The sequence below is a fragment of the Streptomyces cylindrosporus genome (assembly GCF_022698165.1).
Lineage (GTDB): Bacteria > Actinomycetota > Actinomycetes > Streptomycetales > Streptomycetaceae > Streptomyces > Streptomyces cylindrosporus.
Window position 1 is genome coordinate 1 of the sequence record NZ_JALDAY010000016.1, and the last position, 21,079, is coordinate 21,079.

The 21,079-nt window shown below is 69.7% G+C and carries 19 protein-coding genes and 5 tRNA genes; 14 read left to right on the forward strand and 10 right to left on the reverse strand.

Features of this window, described 5'->3' with window-relative positions:
- A partial coding sequence (locus MQP27_RS42100; RefSeq protein WP_278197197.1) for an acyl-CoA carboxylase subunit beta occupies positions 1–892 on the forward strand: 892 nt, incomplete at its 5' end.
- A 57-nt stretch (positions 893–949) separates the two neighbouring features.
- Positions 950–1,138: an acyl-CoA carboxylase subunit epsilon gene (locus MQP27_RS42105; protein ID WP_242775552.1), complete on the forward strand. Its 189-nt coding sequence runs from the start codon at positions 950–952 to the stop codon at positions 1,136–1,138.
- 114 nt (positions 1,139–1,252) lie between these two features.
- Here the strand turns inward: MQP27_RS42105 and MQP27_RS42110 are convergent, their stop codons facing one another.
- From MQP27_RS42110 to MQP27_RS42145, 8 genes are all read right to left on the reverse strand, one after another.
- A complete protein-coding gene (locus MQP27_RS42110) occupies positions 1,253–1,834 on the reverse strand; it encodes a GTP-binding protein (RefSeq protein WP_026248371.1) in 582 nt (193 codons plus the stop codon).
- On the reverse strand, positions 1,815–2,405 hold the full coding sequence (locus MQP27_RS42115) for a DUF742 domain-containing protein (protein WP_242775553.1): 591 nt from the start codon (positions 2,403–2,405) through the stop codon (positions 1,815–1,817). Before MQP27_RS42115 ends, MQP27_RS42110 begins: the two co-directional genes overlap by 20 nt.
- Before the next feature lie 94 nt (positions 2,406–2,499).
- The gene (locus MQP27_RS42120; protein WP_004983065.1) at positions 2,500–2,913 is read right to left on the reverse strand and encodes a roadblock/LC7 domain-containing protein; all 414 of its coding nucleotides are present in this window, start codon (positions 2,911–2,913) and stop codon (positions 2,500–2,502) included.
- Positions 2,914–2,923: 10 nt separating this feature from the next.
- Entirely contained in the window at positions 2,924–6,208 is a 3,285-nt protein-coding gene (locus MQP27_RS42125; protein ID WP_242775554.1) for a nitrate- and nitrite sensing domain-containing protein, read from the reverse strand.
- A gap of 387 nt (positions 6,209–6,595) precedes the next feature.
- Entirely contained in the window at positions 6,596–7,171 is a 576-nt protein-coding gene (locus MQP27_RS42130; protein WP_133046741.1) for a GTP-binding protein, read from the reverse strand.
- The gene (locus MQP27_RS42135; protein WP_016432454.1) at positions 7,152–7,547 is read right to left on the reverse strand and encodes a DUF742 domain-containing protein; all 396 of its coding nucleotides are present in this window, start codon (positions 7,545–7,547) and stop codon (positions 7,152–7,154) included. The genes MQP27_RS42130 and MQP27_RS42135 overlap by 20 nt, the downstream gene beginning before the upstream one ends.
- A 110-nt stretch (positions 7,548–7,657) precedes the next feature.
- Entirely contained in the window at positions 7,658–8,071 is a 414-nt protein-coding gene (locus tag MQP27_RS42140) for a roadblock/LC7 domain-containing protein (protein ID WP_003973453.1), read from the reverse strand.
- Positions 8,072–8,080: 9 nt separating this feature from the next.
- Positions 8,081–11,962 carry a sensor histidine kinase gene (locus MQP27_RS42145; protein WP_242775556.1) on the reverse strand — a complete coding sequence of 1,294 codons (3,882 nt, stop codon included), beginning with the start codon at positions 11,960–11,962 and terminating at the stop codon, positions 8,081–8,083.
- Positions 11,963–12,529: 567 nt separating this feature from the next.
- Here MQP27_RS42145 and MQP27_RS42150 point away from each other — a divergent pair.
- The 9 genes from MQP27_RS42150 (at position 12,530) to MQP27_RS42190 (ending at position 16,503) form a co-directional block, all read left to right on the forward strand.
- Entirely contained in the window at positions 12,530–12,715 is a 186-nt protein-coding gene (locus tag MQP27_RS42150; protein ID WP_242775558.1) for a hypothetical protein, read from the forward strand.
- A gap of 124 nt (positions 12,716–12,839) precedes the next feature.
- The gene (locus tag MQP27_RS42155) at positions 12,840–13,625 is read left to right on the forward strand and encodes a fumarylacetoacetate hydrolase family protein (protein ID WP_242775560.1); all 786 of its coding nucleotides are present in this window, start codon (positions 12,840–12,842) and stop codon (positions 13,623–13,625) included.
- A complete protein-coding gene (gltX, locus tag MQP27_RS42160) occupies positions 13,609–15,093 on the forward strand; it encodes a glutamate--tRNA ligase (protein WP_242775561.1) in 1,485 nt (494 codons plus the stop codon). Before MQP27_RS42155 ends, gltX begins: the two co-directional genes overlap by 17 nt.
- 112 nt (positions 15,094–15,205) lie before the next feature.
- Entirely contained in the window at positions 15,206–15,937 is a 732-nt protein-coding gene (locus MQP27_RS42165; protein ID WP_242775562.1) for an HAD family hydrolase, read from the forward strand.
- Positions 15,938–16,027: 90 nt separating this feature from the next.
- Positions 16,028–16,099, forward strand: a tRNA-Gln gene (locus tag MQP27_RS42170).
- A 22-nt stretch (positions 16,100–16,121) separates the two neighbouring features.
- Positions 16,122–16,194: transfer RNA gene (locus tag MQP27_RS42175), tRNA-Glu, on the forward strand.
- A 28-nt stretch (positions 16,195–16,222) separates the two neighbouring features.
- A tRNA-Glu gene (locus MQP27_RS42180) sits at positions 16,223–16,295 on the forward strand.
- A gap of 21 nt (positions 16,296–16,316) precedes the next feature.
- Positions 16,317–16,388, forward strand: a tRNA-Gln gene (locus tag MQP27_RS42185).
- Positions 16,389–16,430: 42 nt separating this feature from the next.
- A tRNA-Glu gene (locus MQP27_RS42190) sits at positions 16,431–16,503 on the forward strand.
- Positions 16,504–16,555: 52 nt separating this feature from the next.
- Here MQP27_RS42190 and MQP27_RS42195 read toward each other — a convergent pair.
- Positions 16,556–17,203, reverse strand: coding sequence for a MerR family transcriptional regulator (locus MQP27_RS42195; RefSeq protein WP_242775563.1), 648 nt, complete (start codon positions 17,201–17,203; stop codon positions 16,556–16,558).
- Positions 17,204–17,285: 82 nt separating this feature from the next.
- On the opposite strand from MQP27_RS42195, the gene MQP27_RS42200 reads away from it, so the two are divergent.
- Positions 17,286–17,795 (forward strand): DUF4188 domain-containing protein, encoded by a 510-nt coding sequence (locus MQP27_RS42200; RefSeq protein ID WP_242775564.1) that lies wholly within the window; start codon positions 17,286–17,288, stop codon positions 17,793–17,795.
- An 89-nt stretch (positions 17,796–17,884) separates the two neighbouring features.
- On the opposite strand, the gene ndgR is transcribed toward MQP27_RS42200, so the two are convergent.
- Positions 17,885–18,601 (reverse strand): IclR family transcriptional regulator NdgR, encoded by a 717-nt coding sequence (gene ndgR / locus MQP27_RS42205; RefSeq protein WP_015036427.1) that lies wholly within the window; start codon positions 18,599–18,601, stop codon positions 17,885–17,887.
- Positions 18,602–18,789: 188 nt separating this feature from the next.
- Between ndgR and leuC the strand changes: the two genes are divergently transcribed.
- Together leuC and leuD are read left to right on the forward strand one after the other, a co-directional pair.
- Complete coding sequence (gene leuC, locus MQP27_RS42210; protein WP_242775565.1) at positions 18,790–20,208, forward strand: 3-isopropylmalate dehydratase large subunit; 1,419 nt, start codon at positions 18,790–18,792, stop codon at positions 20,206–20,208.
- A gap of 6 nt (positions 20,209–20,214) precedes the next feature.
- Positions 20,215–20,808, forward strand: coding sequence for a 3-isopropylmalate dehydratase small subunit (leuD, locus tag MQP27_RS42215; protein WP_242775566.1), 594 nt, complete (start codon positions 20,215–20,217; stop codon positions 20,806–20,808).
- The last annotated feature ends 271 nt before the right edge of the window (positions 20,809–21,079 follow it).

Genomic DNA, 21,079 nt, shown 5'->3' on the forward strand with positions numbered 1-21,079 from the left:
CGAGACCAGCGGGGTCTGCCACTTCGCCTACGACGACGAAGAGACCTGCATCGCCGAGGTCCGCTACCTGCTCTCGCTGCTGCCGCAGAACAACCGCGAGAACCCGCCGCGGGTGGAGCCCACGGACGCCGTGGACCGCCGCAGCGACATCCTGCTCGACCTGGTCCCGGCCGACGGCAACCGCCCGTACGACATGGCCAAGGTCATCGAGGAGATCGTCGACGACGGCGAGTACCTGGAGGTCCACGAGCGCTGGGCGCGCAACATCATCTGCGCGCTGGCCCGCCTCGACGGCCAGGTGGTCGGCATCGTCGCCAACCAGCCGCAGACCCTCGCCGGCGTCCTGGACATCGAGGCCAGCGAAAAAGCTGCGCGCTTTGTCCAGATGTGTGACGCTTTTAACATCCCGATCGTCACTTTCCTGGACGTCCCCGGGTTCCTCCCGGGCGTCGACCAGGAGCACGGCGGGATCATCCGCCACGGCGCGAAGCTCCTGTACGCCTACTGCAACGCGACCGTGCCCCGGATCTCCCTGATCCTGCGCAAGGCCTACGGAGGTGCGTACATCGTCATGGACAGCCAGTCCATCGGTGCCGACCTCACGTATGCCTGGCCGACGAACGAGATCGCCGTGATGGGCGCCGAAGGTGCCGCCGGCGTCATCTTCCGGCGGCAGATCGCCGAGGCCGAGGACCCCGAGGCCATGCGGGCCCGCATGGTCAAGGAGTACAAGTCCGAGCTGATGCACCCCTACTACGCGGCCGAGCGCGGCCTGGTCGACGACGTCATCGACCCGACCGAGACCCGCGAAGTCCTCATCCGCTCCCTCGCCATGCTGCAGACCAAGCACGCCGACCTGCCCTCCCGCAAGCACGGCAACCCCCCGCAGTAACCCAGCGGACCCTCCGCGACACCCTCGCGGAAACCTCTCTCACGGAGACTGAGACCTATGAACACCCCTGACATCCGCGTCGAGAAGGGCCACGCCGAGCCCGAGGAAGTCGCCGCCATCACGGCCGTCCTCCTCGCCCGCGCCGCCGCCCGGCCCGCCGAGACCCCGGCCCACCGCGGCCCCAAGGCGGGCTGGCGTCGCCTGGAGCGCGAGGGCGGCTTCCGGGCCCCGCACAGCTGGCACTGAGCCCCGCAGCACGCAGAAGGGCCCCTCCCGGCCGGGAGGGGCCCTTCTGCGTGCACGTCGTCGCCCCCGAACAGAACAGGCCCCTCCGAGGAGGGGCCTGTTCCGCAGGGACTGCTACCGCAGGCGGGCCATCAGGGCGTGCTCGACCAGGGTGATCAGTGCCGACTTCGCGTCCGCGCGGTGGCGGGCGTCCGTCGTGATGATCGGGGTGTCGGGGCCGATCTGCAGGGCCTCGCGCACCTCGTCGGGGTTGTACGGCTGGTTGCCGTCGAAGCCGTTGAGGGCGATGACGAAGGGAAGACCCGAGTTCTCGAAGTAGTCGACCGCGGGGAAGCAGTCGGCCAGGCGCCGGGTGTCGACCAGCACGATCGCGCCGATCGCGCCGCGGACCAGGTCGTCCCACATGAACCAGAAGCGGTCCTGGCCCGGCGTACCGAAGAGGTACAGGATCAGGTCCTGGTCCAGGGTGATGCGGCCGAAGTCCATGGCGACCGTCGTGGTCGTCTTGTCTCCGGTGTGGGTGAGGTCGTCGATGCCCGCCGAAGCGGATGTCATCACGGCCTCTGTGCGCAGCGGGTTGATCTCCGAGACGGCGCCGACGAACGTGGTCTTGCCCACGCCGAAGCCGCCCGCCACCACGATCTTCGCGGAGGTGGTGGAGCGGGAAGGACCGCCGCTAGAGCTTGCGAAGTCCACTGAGCACCCTTTCGAGCAGTGTCACGTCTGGCTGGCCGCCGGCGTTCTCGTCGCCGCCGGGCTGATGGATGGCGACCAGTCCCGCCTCCGCCAAGTCGGCGACGAGGATCCTGGCCACGCCGAGAGGGATGGTCAGAAGGGCCGAGATCTCGGCCACCGACTTGATCTCACGGCAGAGGTTGCAGATCCGCTGATGCTCGGGCAACTGGCCCTGCATCTGGTGCGGCTGCGCGGTGGTGTGCACCAGCGCCTCGATGGCGAGCTGGTAGCGCGGGCGGGTCCGGCCACCGGTCATGGCGTACGGACGCACCAGCGGGTTGTTCGACGCCCCCGCGGGCGCCGGCTCGGGGGAGCGTCGCTGCGGCTGCACGGGCTGGATACGCGGCGCCGGCGGCTGGTCGTACGGCGACGGCCCGGGACCCTGGGGGCCCTGGGGCGCGTACGGTCCACGCCGCTGGCTCGGGGCGGAGGGGAAGTTGTAACGGTTCGGGTTCTGGGAACCGTCGTTCGGGCCCTGGGCAGGGCCGTACGACCAGTTGCCCGAATTCGAACCGCCTGGGGGTGTTGCCACTTTCTCCTCCTCCGACTGTGCCGGGCACCCATCCCTGTGGAGCCGCGTCCCGAAACCTTATGGCCTCGGGACGCCAAAACGCACCGTCTGTCTGTCAGTTGAGCAGGCTGCCCTGGAGTTCCGCACGGAGATCCGGCGTCAGGACCGTACCGGCACGGTCCACCAGAAGGGCCATCTCGTACCCGATGAGGCCGATGTCCGCCTCGGGGTGGGCCAGGACCGCGAGCGAGGATCCGTCGGAGATGGACATGATGAACAGGAATCCCCGCTCCATCTCCACAACCGTCTGGTTCACGCTGCCGCCCTCGAAGATGCGCGAGGCACCGGCGGTCAGCGAGGTCAGACCGGAGGCGACGGCCGCGAGCTGATCGGCGCGGTCGCGCGGAAACCCTTCGGACATCGCCAGAAGGAGTCCGTCGGCGGAGACCACCACGGTGTGGGACACCCCCGGGGTGTTGTCCACGAAGTTGGTGATCAACCAGTTCAGGTTCTGTGCCGCCTGGCTCATCGGGCTCACACTAACGCTCCTGGTTGTAGGTGCTGTCAGGACCGAAGCCCTGGCCGTTCGTTTCACTGCCTGCGTTGCGCCCGCGCTGGACGCCGCGACGCAGGTTGCTCAGCCTGCCCCGGACGTCCTCCGGAGCGCGGGAGACCTGTGGGCCTCCCTGGGGGGTGCTGGTGGCGGCTCCCTCGACCAGGTTGGCCTTGGGGACCCGCCGCGGCAGACCGGAGGAGGTGACCCCGCCCGCCTTGGGCTTCCGGAGCGCGGAAGCCTGCTGCCAGCGCTCGTCGTTGGCCGAGCGCCAGTCGCCGTTCCCGTTGGTGCCGGTGTTGCTCTCCGGCGCGGAGACCGGTGCCGGCGCCTCCTGGCTCACGTGCCGAGTGCCGTTCGAACCGCTCGTGCCGTTCGCGAAGGAACCGCGGCGCGGCAGTCCGGCGTCGGTCAGCTCGTGGGCGGCGGAGGGAGCCGGTCCCGGACGCTCGAAGCCTACGCGGTCGCGCTCACTGACGTCAGCGGCCTGCGCAGATTCCGTTTCCGGAGCGTACTGGTCCTGGTACCCGGTCTGGTAGCTGTCCTGCTGCGGCCAGTCGTCCTGGTGGCGGCGCTCCTCGAAGGCCGGGAAGGACTCCGGTACGCCACCGCGGACGGACCCGGGCTCGTCCTGGACCGGCTCCGCATACGAGGGCTCGGGGTAGCCGCCGTTGGACGAGAACGTGTCGTTCTGCGGCAGCCCGCCGTTCGGCGCGAAGTACGGCTCCTCGTACGACGGGCGCTGCTGCTCCTCGTACGGAGTCTGCTGCTGCTCCTCGTACGCCGGGCGCGGGTCGAAGGAGCCGGTGTTCTGCTCCGGGAAGCCGCCGTGGCCGTTGTCGTAGGCCTGGGGCGCGTCGAACGCGTCGGCGTACGGCGCGGACTCGGGGGAGTCCTGGCCCGGCTGGCCCTGCCCCTGCCGGCCCTCCAGGGCCGCGCGGCGCTCCTCACGCATCAGTGAGCGGCCGACCGGGTCGAGCTCGCGGATGTCGTCCGGGATCTCGGCGTAGCGGCTGTCGTCGAAGCCGAGTTCGGCGGCCGTGCGCATCGGCAGGCCGTTGTTGAAGTCCTCACCCTGGAAGTTCTGCTCCGGGATGATCTGCGAGACGGTGAACTCGTCGACCGGAGCCTGCTGTTCGCCACCACCGCCGTGGGTGATCGCGTCGGGCAGCATGACCAGCGAGGTGGTGCCGGCCTGCTCGCCCGAGGGGCGCAGCTGGACCCGGATGCCGTGCCGGTCGGACAGCCGGCCGACCACGAACAGGCCCATGCGCTGGGAGATCGCGGCGTCGACGGTGGGCGGGTTCGCGAGCTTGTGGTTGATGTCCGCGAAGTCCTCGGCGGTGAGGCCGATGCCCTTGTCGTGGATCTCGATCATGATGCGGCCGTCGGGCAGCCGGGTCGCGGTGACGCGGACCTTGGTCTGCGGGGAGGAGAACGTCGTCGCGTTCTCAAGCAGCTCCGCGAGCAGGTGCACGAGGTCGGTGACCGCGCGGCCGTGGATCTCGGCCTCCGGGACGCCGGAGAGCTCGATGCGCTCGTACTGCTCCACCTCGGAGGAGGCGGCGCGCAGCACGTCGACCAGCGGGACCGGCTGGTCCCAGCGGCGGCCGGGCTCCTCGCCGGCGAGGACCAGGAGGTTCTCGCCGTTGCGGCGCATACGGGTCGCGAGGTGGTCCAGGCGGAAGAGGTTCTCCAGCTGGTCCGGGTCGGCCTCGTTGTTCTCCAGGTCGGTGATCAGGGTCAGCTGGCCCTCGATCAGCGACTGGTTGCGGCGCGAGAGGTTGGTGAAGATCGCGTTGATGTTGCCCCGCAGCAGGGCCTGCTCGGCGGCGAGCCGGACGGCCTCACGGTGGACCTGGTCGAAGGCGCGGGCGACCTCGCCGATCTCGTCCCGGGTGTTGATCGGGATGGGCGCGACCCGGGTGTCGACCCGGCCGGGGTCGGTGCGCGAGAGCTGGTCGACCAGCATCGGCAGCCGCTGCTCGGCGATGCCGAAGGCGGCGTTGCGCAGCTGGCGCATCGAGCGGGACATCTGCCGGGCGACGGCGCCGGCCAGGATGAACGCGAGCAGCAGGGCGACCACGACGACGGCACCGGTGATCAGCGCGTCACGCTTGGCGTTGTCCGCGATGGTCGACGCCTCGCTCACCGCGGTGTCGGCCTTGGTCTTCTCCAGCTTGCGGTAGGCGTCGAACTTGAGGGTCGTGATGCCCCACCAGTTCTCGGCCGTGATGCCCTGCTCCGCCAGGGCCTCGCGCGCGGCGGGGTCCGTGGTCTGCAGGGACGCCATGCCCTTGACCATGTCGGTCGGGTCGTCGGACGGCGGCGGCACGTACTTCGTGCCCGCGGCGGCGGCCTTCGCGGCCGCCTGCTTCGCCAGCGCCGTGCCGTCGGCCTTGATCTGCGCGACGGCCGCGTTCAGCTTGGCGAGGTCCTCGTCGGTGCCACCGGCCTGGTACTCCTGGAGCGCGATGCCCTCCAGATAGGCGTACGAGGTCAGGGCGACGCGCTGGGTGGCCAGGTCGCTGGCCTTGGGGCCCGGGTTGACCAGCAGATGCATGCCGATGGCGCGCTCCAGCGAGAGAGCGCCCTTGGCGAGTGCGATGGCGTAGACCGAGCGGCCGTAGCTGGTGATGTTTCCGGTGCCGAGGCCGAGCTCGTTGGAGAACTCGAGCAGCGGGTGCTCGATGTCGACGTACTTCTCCTCGGTCTGCACGCCCGAGTACTTGGAGGTGTACGCGTTCTCGCGGATGGTCGCGAGTTCCGGCTCGACCTTGCGGAAGCGCTCCAGGCGGCGGACCAGGTTGGGCCGGTCCGGCATGTTCTGGGCGGCCTCGTCGAAGACGTCGGCGGCCTCGTCGGTGTCCTTGCGGAGCTTGGCGACGGTCGCCTTGTCGGCGGCGGTCATGCTCTTGCCCTTGAGCAGCGGCGCGGCGGTGGCGTCACGCTCGACCAGCACCGCGTTGCTGTAGGTCAGGGCGGCCTGCACCAGACGGGCGGTGTTCTCCGCGTCCTTGGCGTCCTGCCAGGTGTCGATCGAGCCCTTCACCTGGAAGCCGCCCATCACCAGGCCGACCGCCACGGGTATGAGCAGGATCGCGTTCAGCCGGGTCGGAACGCGCCAGTTGCGCGGGGAGAGACGGCCGCCGCTTGGGGCCGGCGCGGCCGTTGGCTCCGATCCGGGCACAGGGGCGGGCGCCGCTCCGCGCGGCGGCGGGGTGAAGTTGCCCCGGGCCGACGGCTCGGGACCGTTCTTGCTTCGCCTCACTCGACCAACAACCTCTCGGCGGCGGGCACCAACGTTGTGCCGCAGTGTCTCAGAGCCCAGTTCGCCACTGAGTACGCAGTACTACTGAGTACGTCTTTGACTATTGGGCAGTTCAGGCATTCCAGCACGACGACCAGCGCTCTTCCAAACAGTGGAAAGCGAGGATTCCGTGTGATGTAAGCCCCAGATAAAACGGTCATAAAGAGCGAGCCCCGTCAAAAGACGGGGCCTTTGTGTGCGCAGCGACACCAGTTGGCAACGACCCGTGGCCGTACCACCCGATTCCTCTGCCGAAACGTTATGAACACCGGGGCCGACCGTGTCAAAGGCCACAGCCGGCTCCGATGCGTCTACGACAACTGCCGTACGACATGGCTGACTTGAGTGCTATCGCAGCCGTGCCATGAGCGCGTGCTCGACCAGCGTGATCAGCGCGCTCTTGGCGTCGGCCCGATGCCGGGCGTCGGTCGTGATGATGGGGGTGTCGGGGCCGATCTGCAGGGCCTCGCGCACCTCTTCGGGCTGGTAGGGCTGGTGTCCGTCGAAGCCGTTGAGGGCGACGACGAACGGCAGTCCGCTGTTCTCGAAGTAGTCGACCGCGGGGAAGCAGTCGGCCAGGCGCCGGGTGTCCACGAGCACCACCGCGCCGATCGCACCACGGACCAGGTCGTCCCACATGAACCAGAAACGGTCCTGGCCCGGCGTGCCGAACAGGTAGAGGATCAGGTCCTGGTCGAGCGTGATGCGGCCGAAGTCCATGGCCACCGTGGTGGTGGTCTTGTCCCCGGTGTGGGTGAGGTCGTCGATGCCCGCGGACGCGGACGTCATGACGGCCTCGGTGCGCAGCGGGTTGATCTCGGAGACGGCGCCGACGAAGGTCGTCTTGCCGACGCCGAAACCACCCGCCACCACGATCTTCGCGGAGGTGGTGGCCCGCCCTCCGTCAGAGCTTGCGAAGTCCACTGAGCACCCTTTCGAGCAGTGTCACGTCCGGCGCACCGGTCGTCTCGTCGCCGCCCGGCTGGTGGATGGCGACGAGCCCGGCCTCCGCCAGGTCCGCGACGAGAATGCGGGCCACGCCCAGCGGCATGGCCAGGAGCGCGGACACCTCGGCGACCGACTTGACCTCACGGCACAGGTGGCAGATGCGCTGGTGCTCCGGGAGCAGCCCCATGAGTGCTGCGGGATCGGCCGTGGTGCTGATCAGCGCCTCGATGGCGAGCTGATAGCGCGGCCGGGTCCGGCCACCGGTCATCGCGTACGGACGTACCAGCGGCTGGTCGCCCTCATCCTCGTACGGCTCCGCGTACGGATCATGAGAGGCGGTGGGCGGGGTCATGAATCCTCCGGGCGGGACAGCAAGTCGGTCGGGCTGGCCGTCTTTCGGGGCCGGTGGGGGGATTGTGTCGGCCGGACGGTGATGTCGTGAGGGGGGTGGATCCTAGCCGGTCAGTGGAGCAGACTGCCCTGTAGTTCGGCGCGCAGGTCCGGTGTGAGGACCGCACCTGCACGGTCGACGAGCAGCGCCATCTCGTAGCCGACCAGGCCGATGTCGCACTCGGGGTGCGCGAGCACGGCCAGGGACGAACCGTCCGAGACGGACATGAGGAAGAGAAACCCGCGCTCCATCTCGACGACCGTCTGCGCCACGTTGCCGCCCTCGAAGATCCGGGAGGCCCCGGCCGTCAGTGAGGTCAGCCCGGAGGCCACGGCCGCCAGCTGATCGGCGCGGTCGCGCGGAAAGCCTTCCGACATCGCCAGAAGGAGACCGTCGGCGGAGACGACGACGGTGTGGGACACACCAGGGGTGTTGTCCACGAAGTTGGTGATCAACCAGTTGAGGTTCTGTGCCGCCTGGCTCATCTGGCTCAACTAACGCTCCTGCTGGTGAGTGGGGCTCGGGAAGCTGCCGGTCTGGCCGGTACCGGCCTGTCGACCCTGCGCGATGCCCCGACGGAGATTGGTCAGACGGCCGCGTACGTCGTCAGGCGCACGCGAGACTGCCGGACCGCTTTGGTGCTGTTGCTGCTGAGCCGTGCCCGGGACGAGGTTCGCCCGGGGCACCCGGCGCGGCAGGCCGGAGGTGGTGACGCCGCCCGCGGCCGGCTGCCGGACGCGCTCTGCCTGCCGGACGAGGTCGTCGTTCGGCGAGCTGCGCCAGCTGGAGGTCGCGGGACGCTGGGGTGCGGCGGGCGCGGCCGGAGCCTGCGACTGCTGCGGGGCGGGAGCGGAGCCGTTGCCGTTCGGCCGGCCACCGCCCGGTCCGCCGTGGAACCAGTTGGTCTCCAGGGTGTCGTACAGCGGGGTACGACCGTCGCCGGGGCCGGAGGCCGGCGGCAGCGCCTCGGGCTCCTGGCGGGCGGGCCGCTGCTGCGGACGCGGCGGGACCGGCGGACGCTGGGCACCGAAGTCGCCCTGCGGACGCTCGAACTGCCCGGTGCCGCCGCCGTTCTGACGGCCCGGCAGCGAGTGCTGGCCGGTGGAGCTGCCGTCGTAGCCCGGGGTGGCGAACTGGCCCGTGGAGCTGGGGTCGTAGGCCGTCGGGCTCGCGAACTGGCCGGTGTTCGCCGGGTTGTTCGGGTTGTTCTGGCCGCTCGGCCCGCCGAAGACGTCCGAGCGGACGAACTGACCCGAGCTGCCGTTCGCACCGGGCTGCGCGTACTCCTGGCGGCCGAACTGCCCGGTGTTCTGCGGCGATTCGGCGCCCGGACGCGGGAACTGCCCGGTGTTCTGCGAGGGGTTGGCGCCGGGACGGCCGTACTGGCCCGTGTGCTGCGGGTTGTTCGGGTTGCTCGCGCCGAAGTCGGGGCGGGGGAACTCGGAGGTGGCGGCGGGACCCTGGCGCTCGTCGGTGCGCCCGATCGCCGGCATCTCGGAGGTCGCGTCGATGCGCGGCATCCGGGAGGTCTCGTCGTGACCGCGCGGGGTGTCGAGCGAGGCGCGCGGCACCGGCGGCTGCGCGTTCTCGTCGCTCCAGCTCGGCGTGCGCGGCTGGTTGCCGCCCGGCAGCTCGGCGCGCGGACCACCACGCCCCGGCAGCTGCGGGATGCGCCCACGACGTCCGCGGCCCTGCTTCTGCTCGGAGGGGTTCGAGGAGTTGCCGGACTGCGGGGACTGCGAGGACTGCGGCGGTACGGCGCCACGAGCGCCGCCGAAGCTGTCCTGACCGCCGAAGGCGTCCTGGGCGCCGAAACCGTCCCGGCCCGTGCCCGCGGCCTGGAGGCCCTGCGGCGCGCCCGGCGCCTGCCCGAACCCGGCACCCGCGCCCGCGGGAGCCGGCCGGCCCTGCGGAGGAGCGGTCGGCGACTGCGGTCCACGCGCACCACCCGGCGCACCCGGACGGCCGTTGCCGTCCCCGGCGCCCGGCAGTGCGGCCCGCGGCCCCTGACCGGCCCCGAGCCGCCCGCCACCGGAGGGCGCGCCGGCACCGAGGGCACCACCGGGAGCACCGCCCGGCGCACCCGCGCCGAGGGCGGGACCACCGGGCGCACCGGCACCCGCCTGGCGCCGGGCCGCTGCCACACCGGCGGCGGCCTGCGCGGCGGCCGGGCCACCGGCACCGGCGCCCTGACCGGGCTTGCCCTGCGGCTTCTTGCCGCCCTGGGCGACGTCCACGGGCAGCATGACCAGCGCGGTCGTACCACCGGAGTCGGACGGGCGCAGCTGGATGCGGATGCCGTGGCGCTGGGACAGCCGGCCGACCACGAACAGACCCATGCGGCGGGAGACGGAGACGTCCACGGTGGGCGGCGAGGCGAGCCGCTCGTTGATCGCCGCGAGGTCCTCGGGGGAGAGGCCGATACCGGTGTCGTGGATCTCGATCAGCACGCGGCCGTCGGGCAGCGCGTGACCGGTGACCTTGACCTTGGTCTGCGGGGAGGAGAAGGAGGTCGCGTTCTCGAGGAGCTCGGCGAGCAGGTGCACGAGGTCGTTGACCACTCGGCCGGCGACCTCGGTCGTCGGCACGGCGGCCAGCTCGATGCGCTCGTACTGCTCCACCTCGGACGCGGCGGCGCGGAGCACGTCGACCAGCGGGACCGGGCGGGTCCAGCGGCGGCCGGGCTCCTCACCCGCGAGGACGAGGAGGTTCTCACCGTTACGGCGCATGCGCGTCGCGAGGTGGTCGAGCTTGAACAGCGAGGAGAGCTGGTCCGGGTCGGCCTCGCGGGACTCCAGTTCGGAGATGAGCGAGAGCTGACGCTGGATGAGGCCCTGGGAGCGGCGCGAGAGGTTGGTGAACATCGCGTTGACGTTGCCCCGCAGGAGGGCCTGCTCGGCGGCGAGGCGGACCGCCTCGCGGTGCACGTCGTCGAAGGCCGCGGCCACCTGGCCGATCTCGTCCCGGGAGTGCACACCGACCGACTCGACGGAGGTGTCGACGTCCTGCGGGTCCGACTCCGACAGCTGCTTGACCAGCTCGGGCAGCCGGTCCTGGGCGACCTTGTTGGCGGTCTCCTGCAGGCGGCGCAGCGAGCGGATCATGGAGCGGGCGATGACGAAGGCGCCGACGAGGGAGACGCCGAGCACGAGCAGGATCAGCGCACCGGAGATGATCGCCTCGCGCTCGGAGGCGGAGCGCAGCTCGCGGGCCTTCTGCTCCATGTCCTCGAGCAGCGTGTGCTCGATCTTCTTCATCTGCTCGATCTTGGTCGAGCTGTCGTCCACCCAGTCCTGGTACGACCGCTTCTGCAGGTCCTGCAAGCCGCCCTGGCCGGCCAGCGCGCGGCTGGCGTAGGTGTCGGTGGCCTTGATGGTCGCGTTGTTCTCCTCGATGGGCTTGAGGAGCGCGGCGGCCTTCTCGGTGCCGTAGATGCTCTTGAAGCTGCGCAGCTCGGAGATCTGGCTCTCCAGCGCCGAGTCGGCGTAGAGGCGGTCGTTCTCCGACAGCTGGCCGAAGCTGGAGTTGTTCGCGGGCAGGGCGGCCGCCAGGATCGCACGCTGCATCGACGCGTACTCCTTGGCGGAGGAGAACGCCGCCAGGGCGCGGGTGCGCTGGATCATCTCGGGGTTGCTGGTGGCCTCGGCCATGTCCTGGGAGAGGTCCAGCAGGTGCGTGATGAGCCGGTGGTAGGCCTCGACGGTCTGCGAGGAGTTGAGCTTCGCCTCGTACGCGCTGGCCCGGTCCTTCGGCAGGTCCTCCAGGTCGCTGACCACGCCGACGAGGCTCTCGCGGACACCCTGGAGGGAACCGTCGCCGTTGGAGGTGTCGATCTGCTCGGCGGCGTCGATGAAGTTCTGCTTGGCCCGGTCCGTCTTGTCCCGGTAGCCCTTGACCGTGTAGTCGCTCGCCTTGGAGCCGTGCGCCAGCGGACCGGCCGACTGGTCGCGCTCCTCCTGGAGCGCGGCGGCCAGCTCGGTGGCCTGCTTGGTCATCTCCGTCAGCAGCTTCATGTTGTCGAGCTGCTGGATGTCGTCCATGTTGTCGCTGATGCGCAGGGCACCCAGCGAGGTGGCGGCGACCACGGGGAGCGCGAGCAGCGAGACCAGGCGCGTGGAGATACGCCAGTTGCGCAGCGCGACGCGCGAGCCGGGGCCGCTCGGACCCTTGGGCGGCTTGACCGGCGGAGCGGTGGCCGGCGATCCGGTGGGGGCCGACGCGCCGGGGCGCCCGGAGCGCTCACCGCCGTCGCCGGACGGTGCCGGGCCCGGGTTCTGGGCGTGCTGGGGCGAGGAACTGCCGTTTACGGGGCCAGTCCCGCCGTGCGGCTCCGGCTCAGCCGAAGCACTGCCATCCCTCTTGAAACGTCCCTGCACTAGCGTCGCAACCTCTGGACCAGGCGCCCCTCCGCGTGAACGGAAAGACACGGTGTCGGCGTTTGGGGAGCGCCCTGAACGCGCCCCCCTGATGGTCTTGAGTGACCGGCGCTGGTTCCCCCTCTCGCCGCCACTCGGCGCTCGGTTGCGCCCCCTGTGCGCCGGCTCGATCCTGCGGCGGTCCGTGGCATTCCAGCACAGTGCAGGATCTCCAACAAGGCTCACGGGTCATGCCGTGACCTAAGTGACAGCACGTGAGTACGGAGTAACCAGGCGTAGAAAGGGATCTTCCCTAAAACGGGCGTAACTCCGCGAGTTGGACGGGATCGGGCGGTGTCCCAGTCGCCATGATCAGGAGCGGAATGATGCCTTCAGGGGGTCAATGTCCGTTTCGTTGGGGTGGGTTGCGGGCCTGAATTGACCGGTTTGCCGGTCGCCCCGTGAGCAAACTCACACGCCGATCATGGGCTCCTCACGGCTTCCCGTGGGAATTGGATGTTTAGCCTGACGCTTTACAAGATGCAGGCAACTGCCAACCCACACACCGACGACAGGGTCAGTACAACCGTGAAGACGACGATGATGTTCCACAACATAGCCAACCCGCGGCGCACGACCCTGGCGCACCTCGAGGACGCCGACACCCTGCAGACCCCCGAGCAGGAGCACGCCCTCGACCTTCCCGCACAGACCGCCAACCCCAGGCGCACCGTCCTCATGGAGATCCCCGCCACCGCCTCCGTCGCGGAGTAGTACGCACCCGGCGCACTGATCACTCAAGCCGCCCGCCCGCAGTAATGCGCAAGTCGGCGGCTTGCTCCCGCGTTAGCCTGGAGCGTCAGACTCCACCGGCTTCAGTGAGGGGCGCCAGGATCCCGTGCGCATCGCCAGATTCTCCATCGACGGGAACGTCGCCTTCGGCGCGGTCGAGGGCGACAGGCCGGACGAGCTCGTCCTCGACATCATCAAGGGCATCCCGTTCGCGGACTTCGAGCTCTCCGGCACGAAGGTCCCGGTGAGCAAGGTCAGGCTGCTGCCGCCGGTGCTCCCCAACAAGGTCGTGGCCTTCGGCCGCAACTACGCGGAGCACGCGCGCGAGCTGGGCAACGAGGTGCCGGACGCGCCGTTCGCCTTCTTCAAGCCCGCCACCTCCGTGATCGGCCCCGGCGACGAGATCCAGTACCCCTCCTTCTCCGAGGAACTGCACCACGAGGCCGAGCTCGCCGTGGTCATCGGCCGGATGTGCCGCGAGGTCCCGCGCGAGCGGGTGGCCGACGTGATCTTCGGCTACACCTGCGCCAACGACGTCACCGCGCGTGACGTGCAGCGGCGCGAGAAGCAGTGGGCCCGGGCCAAGGGCTTCGACACCTCCTGCCCGCTCGGCCCCTGGGTGGAGACGGACATCGGCCTCGCCACCGCGTCCGACCTGACCATCCAGCTCACGGTCAACGGCGAACAACGCCAGCTCGGCCGCACCAGCGAGATGATCCACCCGATCGAGGATCTGATCGTCAACATCACCGAGGCCATGACGCTGCTCCCCGGCGACGTGATCCTCACGGGCACCCCGGCAGGCGTCGGGCCGCTCACCGTCGGCGACGAGGTCGCCGTCACCATCGAAGGCATCGGCACTCTCACCAACAAGGTTGTCAAGCGTGGCTAGCGCACCCGTCCGCGTACGTTTCTGCCCGTCGCCCACCGGTAACCCCCATGTGGGCCTGGTCCGCACCGCCCTGTTCAACTGGGCCTTCGCCCGCCACCACCAGGGCACGCTCGTCTTCCGCATCGAGGACACCGACGCGGCCCGCGACTCCGAGGAGTCGTACGACCAGCTCCTCGACGCGATGCGCTGGCTGGGCTTCGACTGGGACGAGGGCCCCGAGATCGGCGGCCCGCACGCGCCCTACCGCCAGTCGCAGCGGATGGACATCTACGCCGACGTCGCGCGGAAGCTCCTCGCCGCCGGGCACGCCTACCACTGCTACTGCTCCCAGGAGGAGCTGGACACCCGCCGCGAGGCCGCCCGCGCCGCCGGTCGGCCGTCCGGTTACGACGGCCACTGCCGCGACCTCACCGAGGCGCAGGTCGAGGAGTACAAGGCCCAGGGCCGCACCCCGATCGTCCGCTTCCGGATGCCCGACGAGACGATCACCTTCACGGACCTGGTCCGCGGCGAGCTGACGTTCACCCCGGAGAACGTCCCGGACTACGGGATCGTACGAGCCAACGGCGCGCCCCTGTACACGCTCGTGAACCCGGTCGACGATGCCCTGATGGAGATCACCCACGTCCTGCGCGGCGAGGACCTGCTGTCCTCCACCCCGCGGCAGATCGCGCTCTACAAGGCGCTGATCGAGCTGGGCATCGCCAAGCAGACCCCGGCCTTCGGGCACCTGCCCTACGTCATGGGCGAGGGCAACAAGAAGCTCTCCAAGCGCGACCCGGAGTCCTCGCTCAACCTCTACCGCGAGCGCGGCTTTCTGCCCGAGGGGCTGCTCAACTACCTCTCCCTGCTCGGCTGGTCGCTCTCCGCCGACCAGGACATCTTCACGATCGACGAGATGGTCGCGGCCTTCGACATCGCGGACGTCCAGCCCAACCCGGCCCGCTTCGACCTGAAGAAGTGCGAGTCGATCAACGGCGACCACATCCGCATGCTGGACGTGAAGGACTTCACGGAGCGCTGTGCCCCCTGGCTGCGGGCGCCGTTCGCGCCCTGGGCCCCGGAGGACTTCGACGAGTCCAAGTGGCACGCGATCGCCCCGCACGCCCAGACCCGCCTCAAGGTCCTGTCGGAGATCACCGACAACGTCGACTTCCTGTTCCTGCCGGAGCCGGTCTTCGACGAGGCGTCCTGGAACAAGGCGATGAAGGAGGGCAGCGACGCGCTCCTGACGACCGCCCGCGAGAAGCTGGAGTCCGCCGACTGGACCTCCGCGGAGTCCCTCAAGGAGGCCGTCCTGGCCGCCGGCGAGGCCCACGGCCTCAAGCTCGGCAAGGCTCAGGCCCCGGTCCGCGTCGCGGTCACCGGCCGCACGGTGGGCCTGCCCCTCTTCGAGTCCCTGGAGGTCCTGGGCAAGGAGAAGACCCTGGCGAGGATCGACAGGGCCCTGGCGAAGCTGACGTCGTAACGCACCAGCGCGACAAGGGCGGTGGCCGACACGGCTGCCGCCCTTCGGCTTTTCCCCAGGCCTGCGCACGTTCCGCCTCCCGGCACACCCCTCGGGGCGTTACCGTCGGATCATGAGCATTCGCGCCGTGGTCTGGGACGTCGACGACACCCTCTTCGACTACACGACCGCGGACCGCGTCGGCATGGGGGCGCATCTCGCCGCCGAGGGCCTGCTCGGCGGGTACGACACCGTGGAGCAGGCCCTCGTGCGGTGGCGGGAGGTCACCGATCTGCAGTGGGCGCGGTTCTCCGCGGGGGAGTTGTCCTTCGAGGACCAGCGGCGCGAGCGGATCCGGGTGTTCCTCGGCGAGGCGCTGAGCGACGCCGAGGCCGACGGCTGGTTCGCGCGGTACCTGACGCACTACGAGGCCGCCTGGGCCCTCTTCCCGGACGTCCTGCCGGTCCTGGACGCCCTCGCCGCCAGCCACCGGCACGCCGTGCTGTCCAACTCCAGCATCCACGTCCAGGACCGCAAGCTGCGCGCCCTCGGTGTGCACGACCGCTTCGAGGTCATCCTCTGCGCCGCCGAACTCGGTGTCTCCAAACCCGAGGCCGGCGCCTTCCTGGCCGCCTGCGACGCCCTCGACCTCGCACCGCGGGAGGTCGCGTACGTCGGCGACCACCCGGAGATCGACGGACGCGGCGCCGCCGAGGCCGGGCTGCTGTCCGTGTGGATCGACCGTGCGGGCGTCCACATCGGCGACGATGCCCCCGTCGGCCGCCGCAGGATCGCCTCCCTCGCCGAACTCCCCGCGATCCTCGGCGCGGATACCCGTTTTGGAGCCCCGTCCACCTTCGGGTAATGTTCTTCCTGCGCCGCCGGGGAGCGGGCCGAAAGGCCGGAACCGACGGAGCGAACTAGAACAAGATCCCCGCAGGGGCTTGCGTTCCAGTGGCCTATGGTGTAATTGGCAGCACGACTGATTCTGGTTCAGTTAGTCTTGGTTCGAGTCCAGGTAGGCCAGCTCGCGGAGCTCATCCGCAAAAGCCCCCGTTGTGTAGCGGCCTAGCACGCTGCCCTCTCAAGGCAGTAGCGCCGGTTCGAATCCGGTCGGGGGTACGGAGATCTTCTACGGATGATCGCTAGGGCCCCCGTTGTGTAGCGGCCTAGCACGCCGCCCTCTCAAGGCGGTAGCGCCGGTTCGAATCCGGTCGGGGGTACAAACTGGTCTAAACCATCATTGGTCTATGGTGTAATTGGCAGCACGACTGATTCTGGTTCAGTTAGTCTTGGTTCGAGTCCAGGTAGACCAGCTCGGATCTGCGGCGGTGCACGTCAACGCTCGCAAGATCCTCGCCCCCGTTGTGTAGCGGCCTAGCACGCCGCCCTCTCAAGGCGGTAGCGCCGGTTCGAATCCGGTCGGGGGTACTCGAAAGGAAGGCCCTCCGCTGAGGCGGGGGGCCTTCGTCGTGTCCGCCGGTCACTCGCCGAAGCCGTACCGCCGTGCCGTCTCCTCCTCCTGGGCCAGTCGGTGGAGCGACTGCAGGATCGGCTCGTTGATGATCGCCCCGAGGATCGCGAACTCGATCCGCTCCTCCTCCGAGGGATGCGTCTCCATGTTGTCCAGGTCGAGGACGGCCGTGCGGTGCATCAACTCGGCGTACGGCGCCATCAGTTCCGCCCCCCAGCCGTAACCGAGCCGGCGGAACGCGGCCACCGACACCACCAGTGAGCGGTACGCGGGGGAGATGGTCGCGAGCTGCTTGGCGTTCTCCCAGCCCAGCCGGTCCAGGAGCGCGGCCACCTCCTGCTGGGCGGCCTGTACGTACTCGTCGTCCTCGTCCGGCTCGGGCACCTGCGGCAGTGACCACAGTGCCGCGCCCAGACGGATCGTGCGGGGCAGGGAGTCGTCGTCCACATGCCCCAGCACCTCCCTGACCGTCGCCACTGGCACCCGGCCCACCTGGATCATCGCGCGGACCAGCCGCAGCCGGCGCAGATGCTCCTCGTCGTACTCGGCGGTCGTCGTGTTGATCTGGCGGCCCGGCGGCAACAGGCCTTCGCGCAGGTAGTACTTGATCGTCGCGGTGGACACGCCACTGCGCGTGCTCAGTTCGGCGAGCCGCATGTCTTGCGCTCCTTCTCGGATACCGGCACTATCCAAGCATCGTCGCTCGGATAGCGCTGCTCACCAACGAGGGGGAGTCGTCATGGTGTCCCGTACGACAGCCGATGCGAAGGGCGATGTCGTCGTCCTGCTGATCGGCATGCGCGTCAACCGCTTCTGGGCCATCCATCTGTGGCTGCCGGTGATGCTCGCGATGTTCCGCATGCTGCGGGAGCTGGAGAAGGACCCCGCCCGGGGCCTGCTCAGCCGTGTCCTGCTGACGGCCTCGCCCCGCACGTACTACGTCGTCCAGTACTGGGAGTCCAAGGAGAAGCTGTACGCCTACGCGACCGCGCCGGACGCCTTCCACCACAAGGCGTGGGCCACGCTCAACCGCAAGGAGCGCGAGGGCAGGCTGCGAGGTGAGGTGGGGATCTGGCACGAGGCGTACGTCGTGCCGGAGGGCTCGTACGAGGCGATCTACGGGGACATGCCGGCGTTCGGCCTCGCTGCCGCGCACGGGCAGATCCCGCTGGAGAAGCGAGGCCGGTACGCGAAGGACCGGTTCGCCCACCGCTCGCAGCCGGAGGCGGTGGCCGAGAAGACCGGGTGACCAGGGGGGGCATCGGGGGAGCGGGGAGGGCCTGCCGCGGCGTTGGGGCGGCTCTCCCCGCTAACGCTCCCGTGTGCCGGCCCGGTACGTCAGCCGGTGCGGCGCAGGGCCTCCGAGAGGCGGGCCGCGGCGTCGATGACCGCCTGGGCGTGCATCCGGCCCGGGTGGCGGGTCAGGCGCTCGATGGGGCCGGAGACCGAGACGGCGGCCACCACGCGGTTGGAGGGGCCGCGCACGGGCGCGGAGACGGACGCGACGCCCGGCTCGCGCTCGCCGATGGACTGGGCCCAGCCGCGGCGGCGTACGCCCGAGAGCGCGGTGGCGGTGAAGCGGGCGCCCTGCAGGCCCCGGTGCAGGCGCTCCGGCTCTTCCCAGGCCATCAGGATCTGCGCGGAGGAGCCGGCCTTCATGGTGAGCGTCGAACCGACCGGGACCGTGTCCCGCAGTCCGGACAGGCGCTCCGCGGCGGCGACGCAGATGCGCATGTCGCCCTGGCGGCGGTAGAGCTGGGCGCTCTCGCCCGTCACGTCCCGCAGATGCGTGAGCACCGGGCCCGCGGTCGCGAGCAGACGGTCCTCGCCGGCCGCCGCGGCCAGCTCCGCGAGACGGGGGCCGAGAATGAAACGGCCCTGCATGTCGCGTGCCACCATGCGGTGGTGCTCCAGGGCCACGGCCAGTCGGTGGGCCGTTGGTCGTGCCAGTCCGGTGGCCGCCACCAATCCTGCGAGCGTGGCGGGCCCGGACTCCAGGGCGCTCAGGACAAGGGCTGCCTTGTCCAGAACGCCGACGCCGCTACTGTTGTCCATGCAACGATACTCACGTCTCACTCTGTGAAACGCAAGTTCATTTTTCCGTGAGACGCGCAACCCTTGTATGCACAGCGGCCCGCTGACCGGACGGGCCGGATGACGGTTGCCCGTGAACTGGGGCCGGGTGCCGTCTCCTCAAGATCTCTAGTTGGGCCGGTGGACGTTTGCCGGCCGGAGGGAAAGCGATGGGTAGGACACTCGCGGAGAAGGTCTGGGACGACCATGTCGTCCGGCGCGCCGAGGGCGAGCCCGACCTCCTCTTCATCGATCTGCACCTCCTGCACGAGGTGACCAGCCCGCAGGCCTTCGACGGACTGCGCAAGAGCGGCCGCAAGGTGCGCCGCCTCGACCTCACCATCGCGACCGAGGACCACAACACCCCGACCCTCGACATCGACAAGCCGATCGCCGACCCGGTCTCCCGCGTCCAGCTGGAGACGCTGCGCAAGAACGCCGCCGAGTTCGGCGTGCGCCTGCACTCGCTGGGCGACGTCGAGCAGGGCGTCGTGCACGTCGTCGGCCCGCAGCTGGGCCTGACCCAGCCCGGCATGACGGTCGTGTGCGGCGACTCCCACACCTCCACGCACGGCGCGTTCGGCGGTCTGGCCTTCGGTATCGGCACCTCCCAGGTCGAGCACGTGCTGGCCACCCAGACGCTGCCCATGGCCCGCCCGAAGACCATGGCCATCACGGTCAACGGCGAACTGCCCGAGGGCGTCACCGCCAAGGACCTGATCCTCGCGATCATCGCGAAGATCGGCACCGGCGGCGGCCAGGGCTATGTCCTGGAGTACCGGGGCCCGGCCATCGAGAAACTCTCGATGGAGGCCCGGATGACCATCTGCAACATGTCGATCGAGGCCGGTGCCCGCGCGGGCATGGTCGCCCCCGACGAGACCACCTTCGAGTACCTCAAGGGCCGCCCGCACGCCCCGCAGGGCGAGGACTGGGACGCGGCCGTCGCGTACTGGAAGACCCTGAAGACGGACGAGGACGCCGAGTTCGACGCCGAGGTCGTCATCGAGGCCGCCGAACTGTCGCCGTTCGTCACCTGGGGCACCAACCCCGGTCAGGGCGCGCCGCTTTCGGCCGCCGTCCCCGACCCGGCTTCGTACGAAGACGCTTCGGAGCGCCTCGCCGCCGAAAAGGCCCTGGAATACATGGGGTTGGAGGCCGGGCAGTCGCTGCGCTCCATCAAGGTGGACACCGTCTTCGTAGGTTCGTGCACCAACGGCCGCATCGAGGACCTGCGTGCGGCGGCCGAGCTCGTCAAGGGCCGCAAAGTCGCCGACGGCGTACGGATGCTGGTCGTCCCGGGCTCCGCTCGCGTCGGTCTGCAGGCCGTCTCCGAGGGCCTGGACGTCGTCTTCAAGGAGGCCGGCGCCGAATGGCGGCACGCGGGCTGCTCGATGTGTCTGGGCATGAACCCGGACCAGCTGGCCCCGGGTGAGCGCTCCGCGTCCACCTCCAACCGCAACTTCGAGGGCAGGCAGGGCAAGGGCGGTCGTACGCACCTGGTCTCGCCGCAGGTCGCCGCGGCCACGGCCGTGCTGGGCCACCTCGCCTCGCCCGCCGACCTCGCCGACGTCCCCGCTGGAGTCTGATCAGTCATGGAAGCATTCACCAAGCACACCGGCCGGGCCGTCCCGCTGCGCCGCTCGAACGTCGACACCGACCAGATCATCCCTGCTCACTGGCTCAAGAAGGTGACCCGGGACGGTTTCGAGGACGGGCTGTTCGAGGCCTGGCGCAAGGACGAGAACTTCATCCTCAACCGGCCCGAGCGCAAGGGAGCCACGGTCCTGGTCGCGGGCCCCGACTTCGGCACCGGCTCCTCCCGCGAGCACGCCGTGTGGGCGCTGCAGAACTACGGCTTCAAGACCGTCATCTCCTCCCGCTTCGCCGACATCTTCCGCGGCAACTCGCTCAAGAACGGCCTGCTCACGGTGGTTCTGGACCAGAAGATCGTGGAAGCGCTGCAGGAGCTCAGCGAGAACGACCCCCAGGCCGAGATCACCGTCGACCTGGAGGCCCGCGAGGTGCTCGCCGAGGGCATCACCGCGAGCTTCGAGCTGGACGAGAACTCCCGCTGGCGGCTGCTGAACGGGCTGGACGACATCTCCATCACCCTCCAGAACGAGGCGGACATCGCGGCGTACGAGGCCAAGCGCCCCTCGTTCAAGCCGCGCACGCTCCAGGCGTGACGGCAACCCTCCTTCGGAGCAACTGAACAGGTCGAGATCCGGCCACCCACACCCCCCGCTGTACCCCCGATCAGCCCGATCGGGGGTACAGCCGTGTCTGCGGACGAATGTCTTCGCACAGGCACTGGCTTTCGTTCAACTTCCCACGTTACAAAGGGTGTTGCGGGGGTACGCGGATGCAGAGACCGTGGCTTTCGCACACGCCTGGAAGGCCGTTTGAGGGCACAGTTGCGACCCCCGCAGGCGACAACTCGCCCCAGATGGCACAATC

Bases quoted from the DNA above. Each gene is read 5' to 3' on its own strand.
- leuD (WP_242775566.1), top strand. From the start codon at position 20,215: ATGGAAGCATTCACCAAGCACACCGGCCGGGCCGTCCCGCTGCGCCGC.
- MQP27_RS42200 (WP_242775564.1), top strand. From the start codon at position 17,286: ATGGTGTCCCGTACGACAGCCGATGCGAAGGGCGATGTCGTCGTCCTG.
- MQP27_RS42105 (WP_242775552.1), top strand. From the start codon at position 950: ATGAACACCCCTGACATCCGCGTCGAGAAGGGCCACGCCGAGCCCGAG.
- ndgR (WP_015036427.1), bottom strand. From the start codon at position 18,601: ATGGACAACAGTAGCGGCGTCGGCGTTCTGGACAAGGCAGCCCTTGTC.
- MQP27_RS42195 (WP_242775563.1), bottom strand. From the start codon at position 17,203: ATGCGGCTCGCCGAACTGAGCACGCGCAGTGGCGTGTCCACCGCGACG.
- MQP27_RS42140 (WP_003973453.1), bottom strand. From the start codon at position 8,071: ATGAGCCAGGCGGCACAGAACCTCAACTGGTTGATCACCAACTTCGTG.
- leuC (WP_242775565.1), top strand. From the start codon at position 18,790: ATGGGTAGGACACTCGCGGAGAAGGTCTGGGACGACCATGTCGTCCGG.
- MQP27_RS42120 (WP_004983065.1), bottom strand. From the start codon at position 2,913: ATGAGCCAGGCGGCACAGAACCTGAACTGGTTGATCACCAACTTCGTG.
- MQP27_RS42135 (WP_016432454.1), bottom strand. From the start codon at position 7,547: ATGACCCCGCCCACCGCCTCTCATGATCCGTACGCGGAGCCGTACGAG.
- MQP27_RS42165 (WP_242775562.1), top strand. From the start codon at position 15,206: ATGAGCATTCGCGCCGTGGTCTGGGACGTCGACGACACCCTCTTCGAC.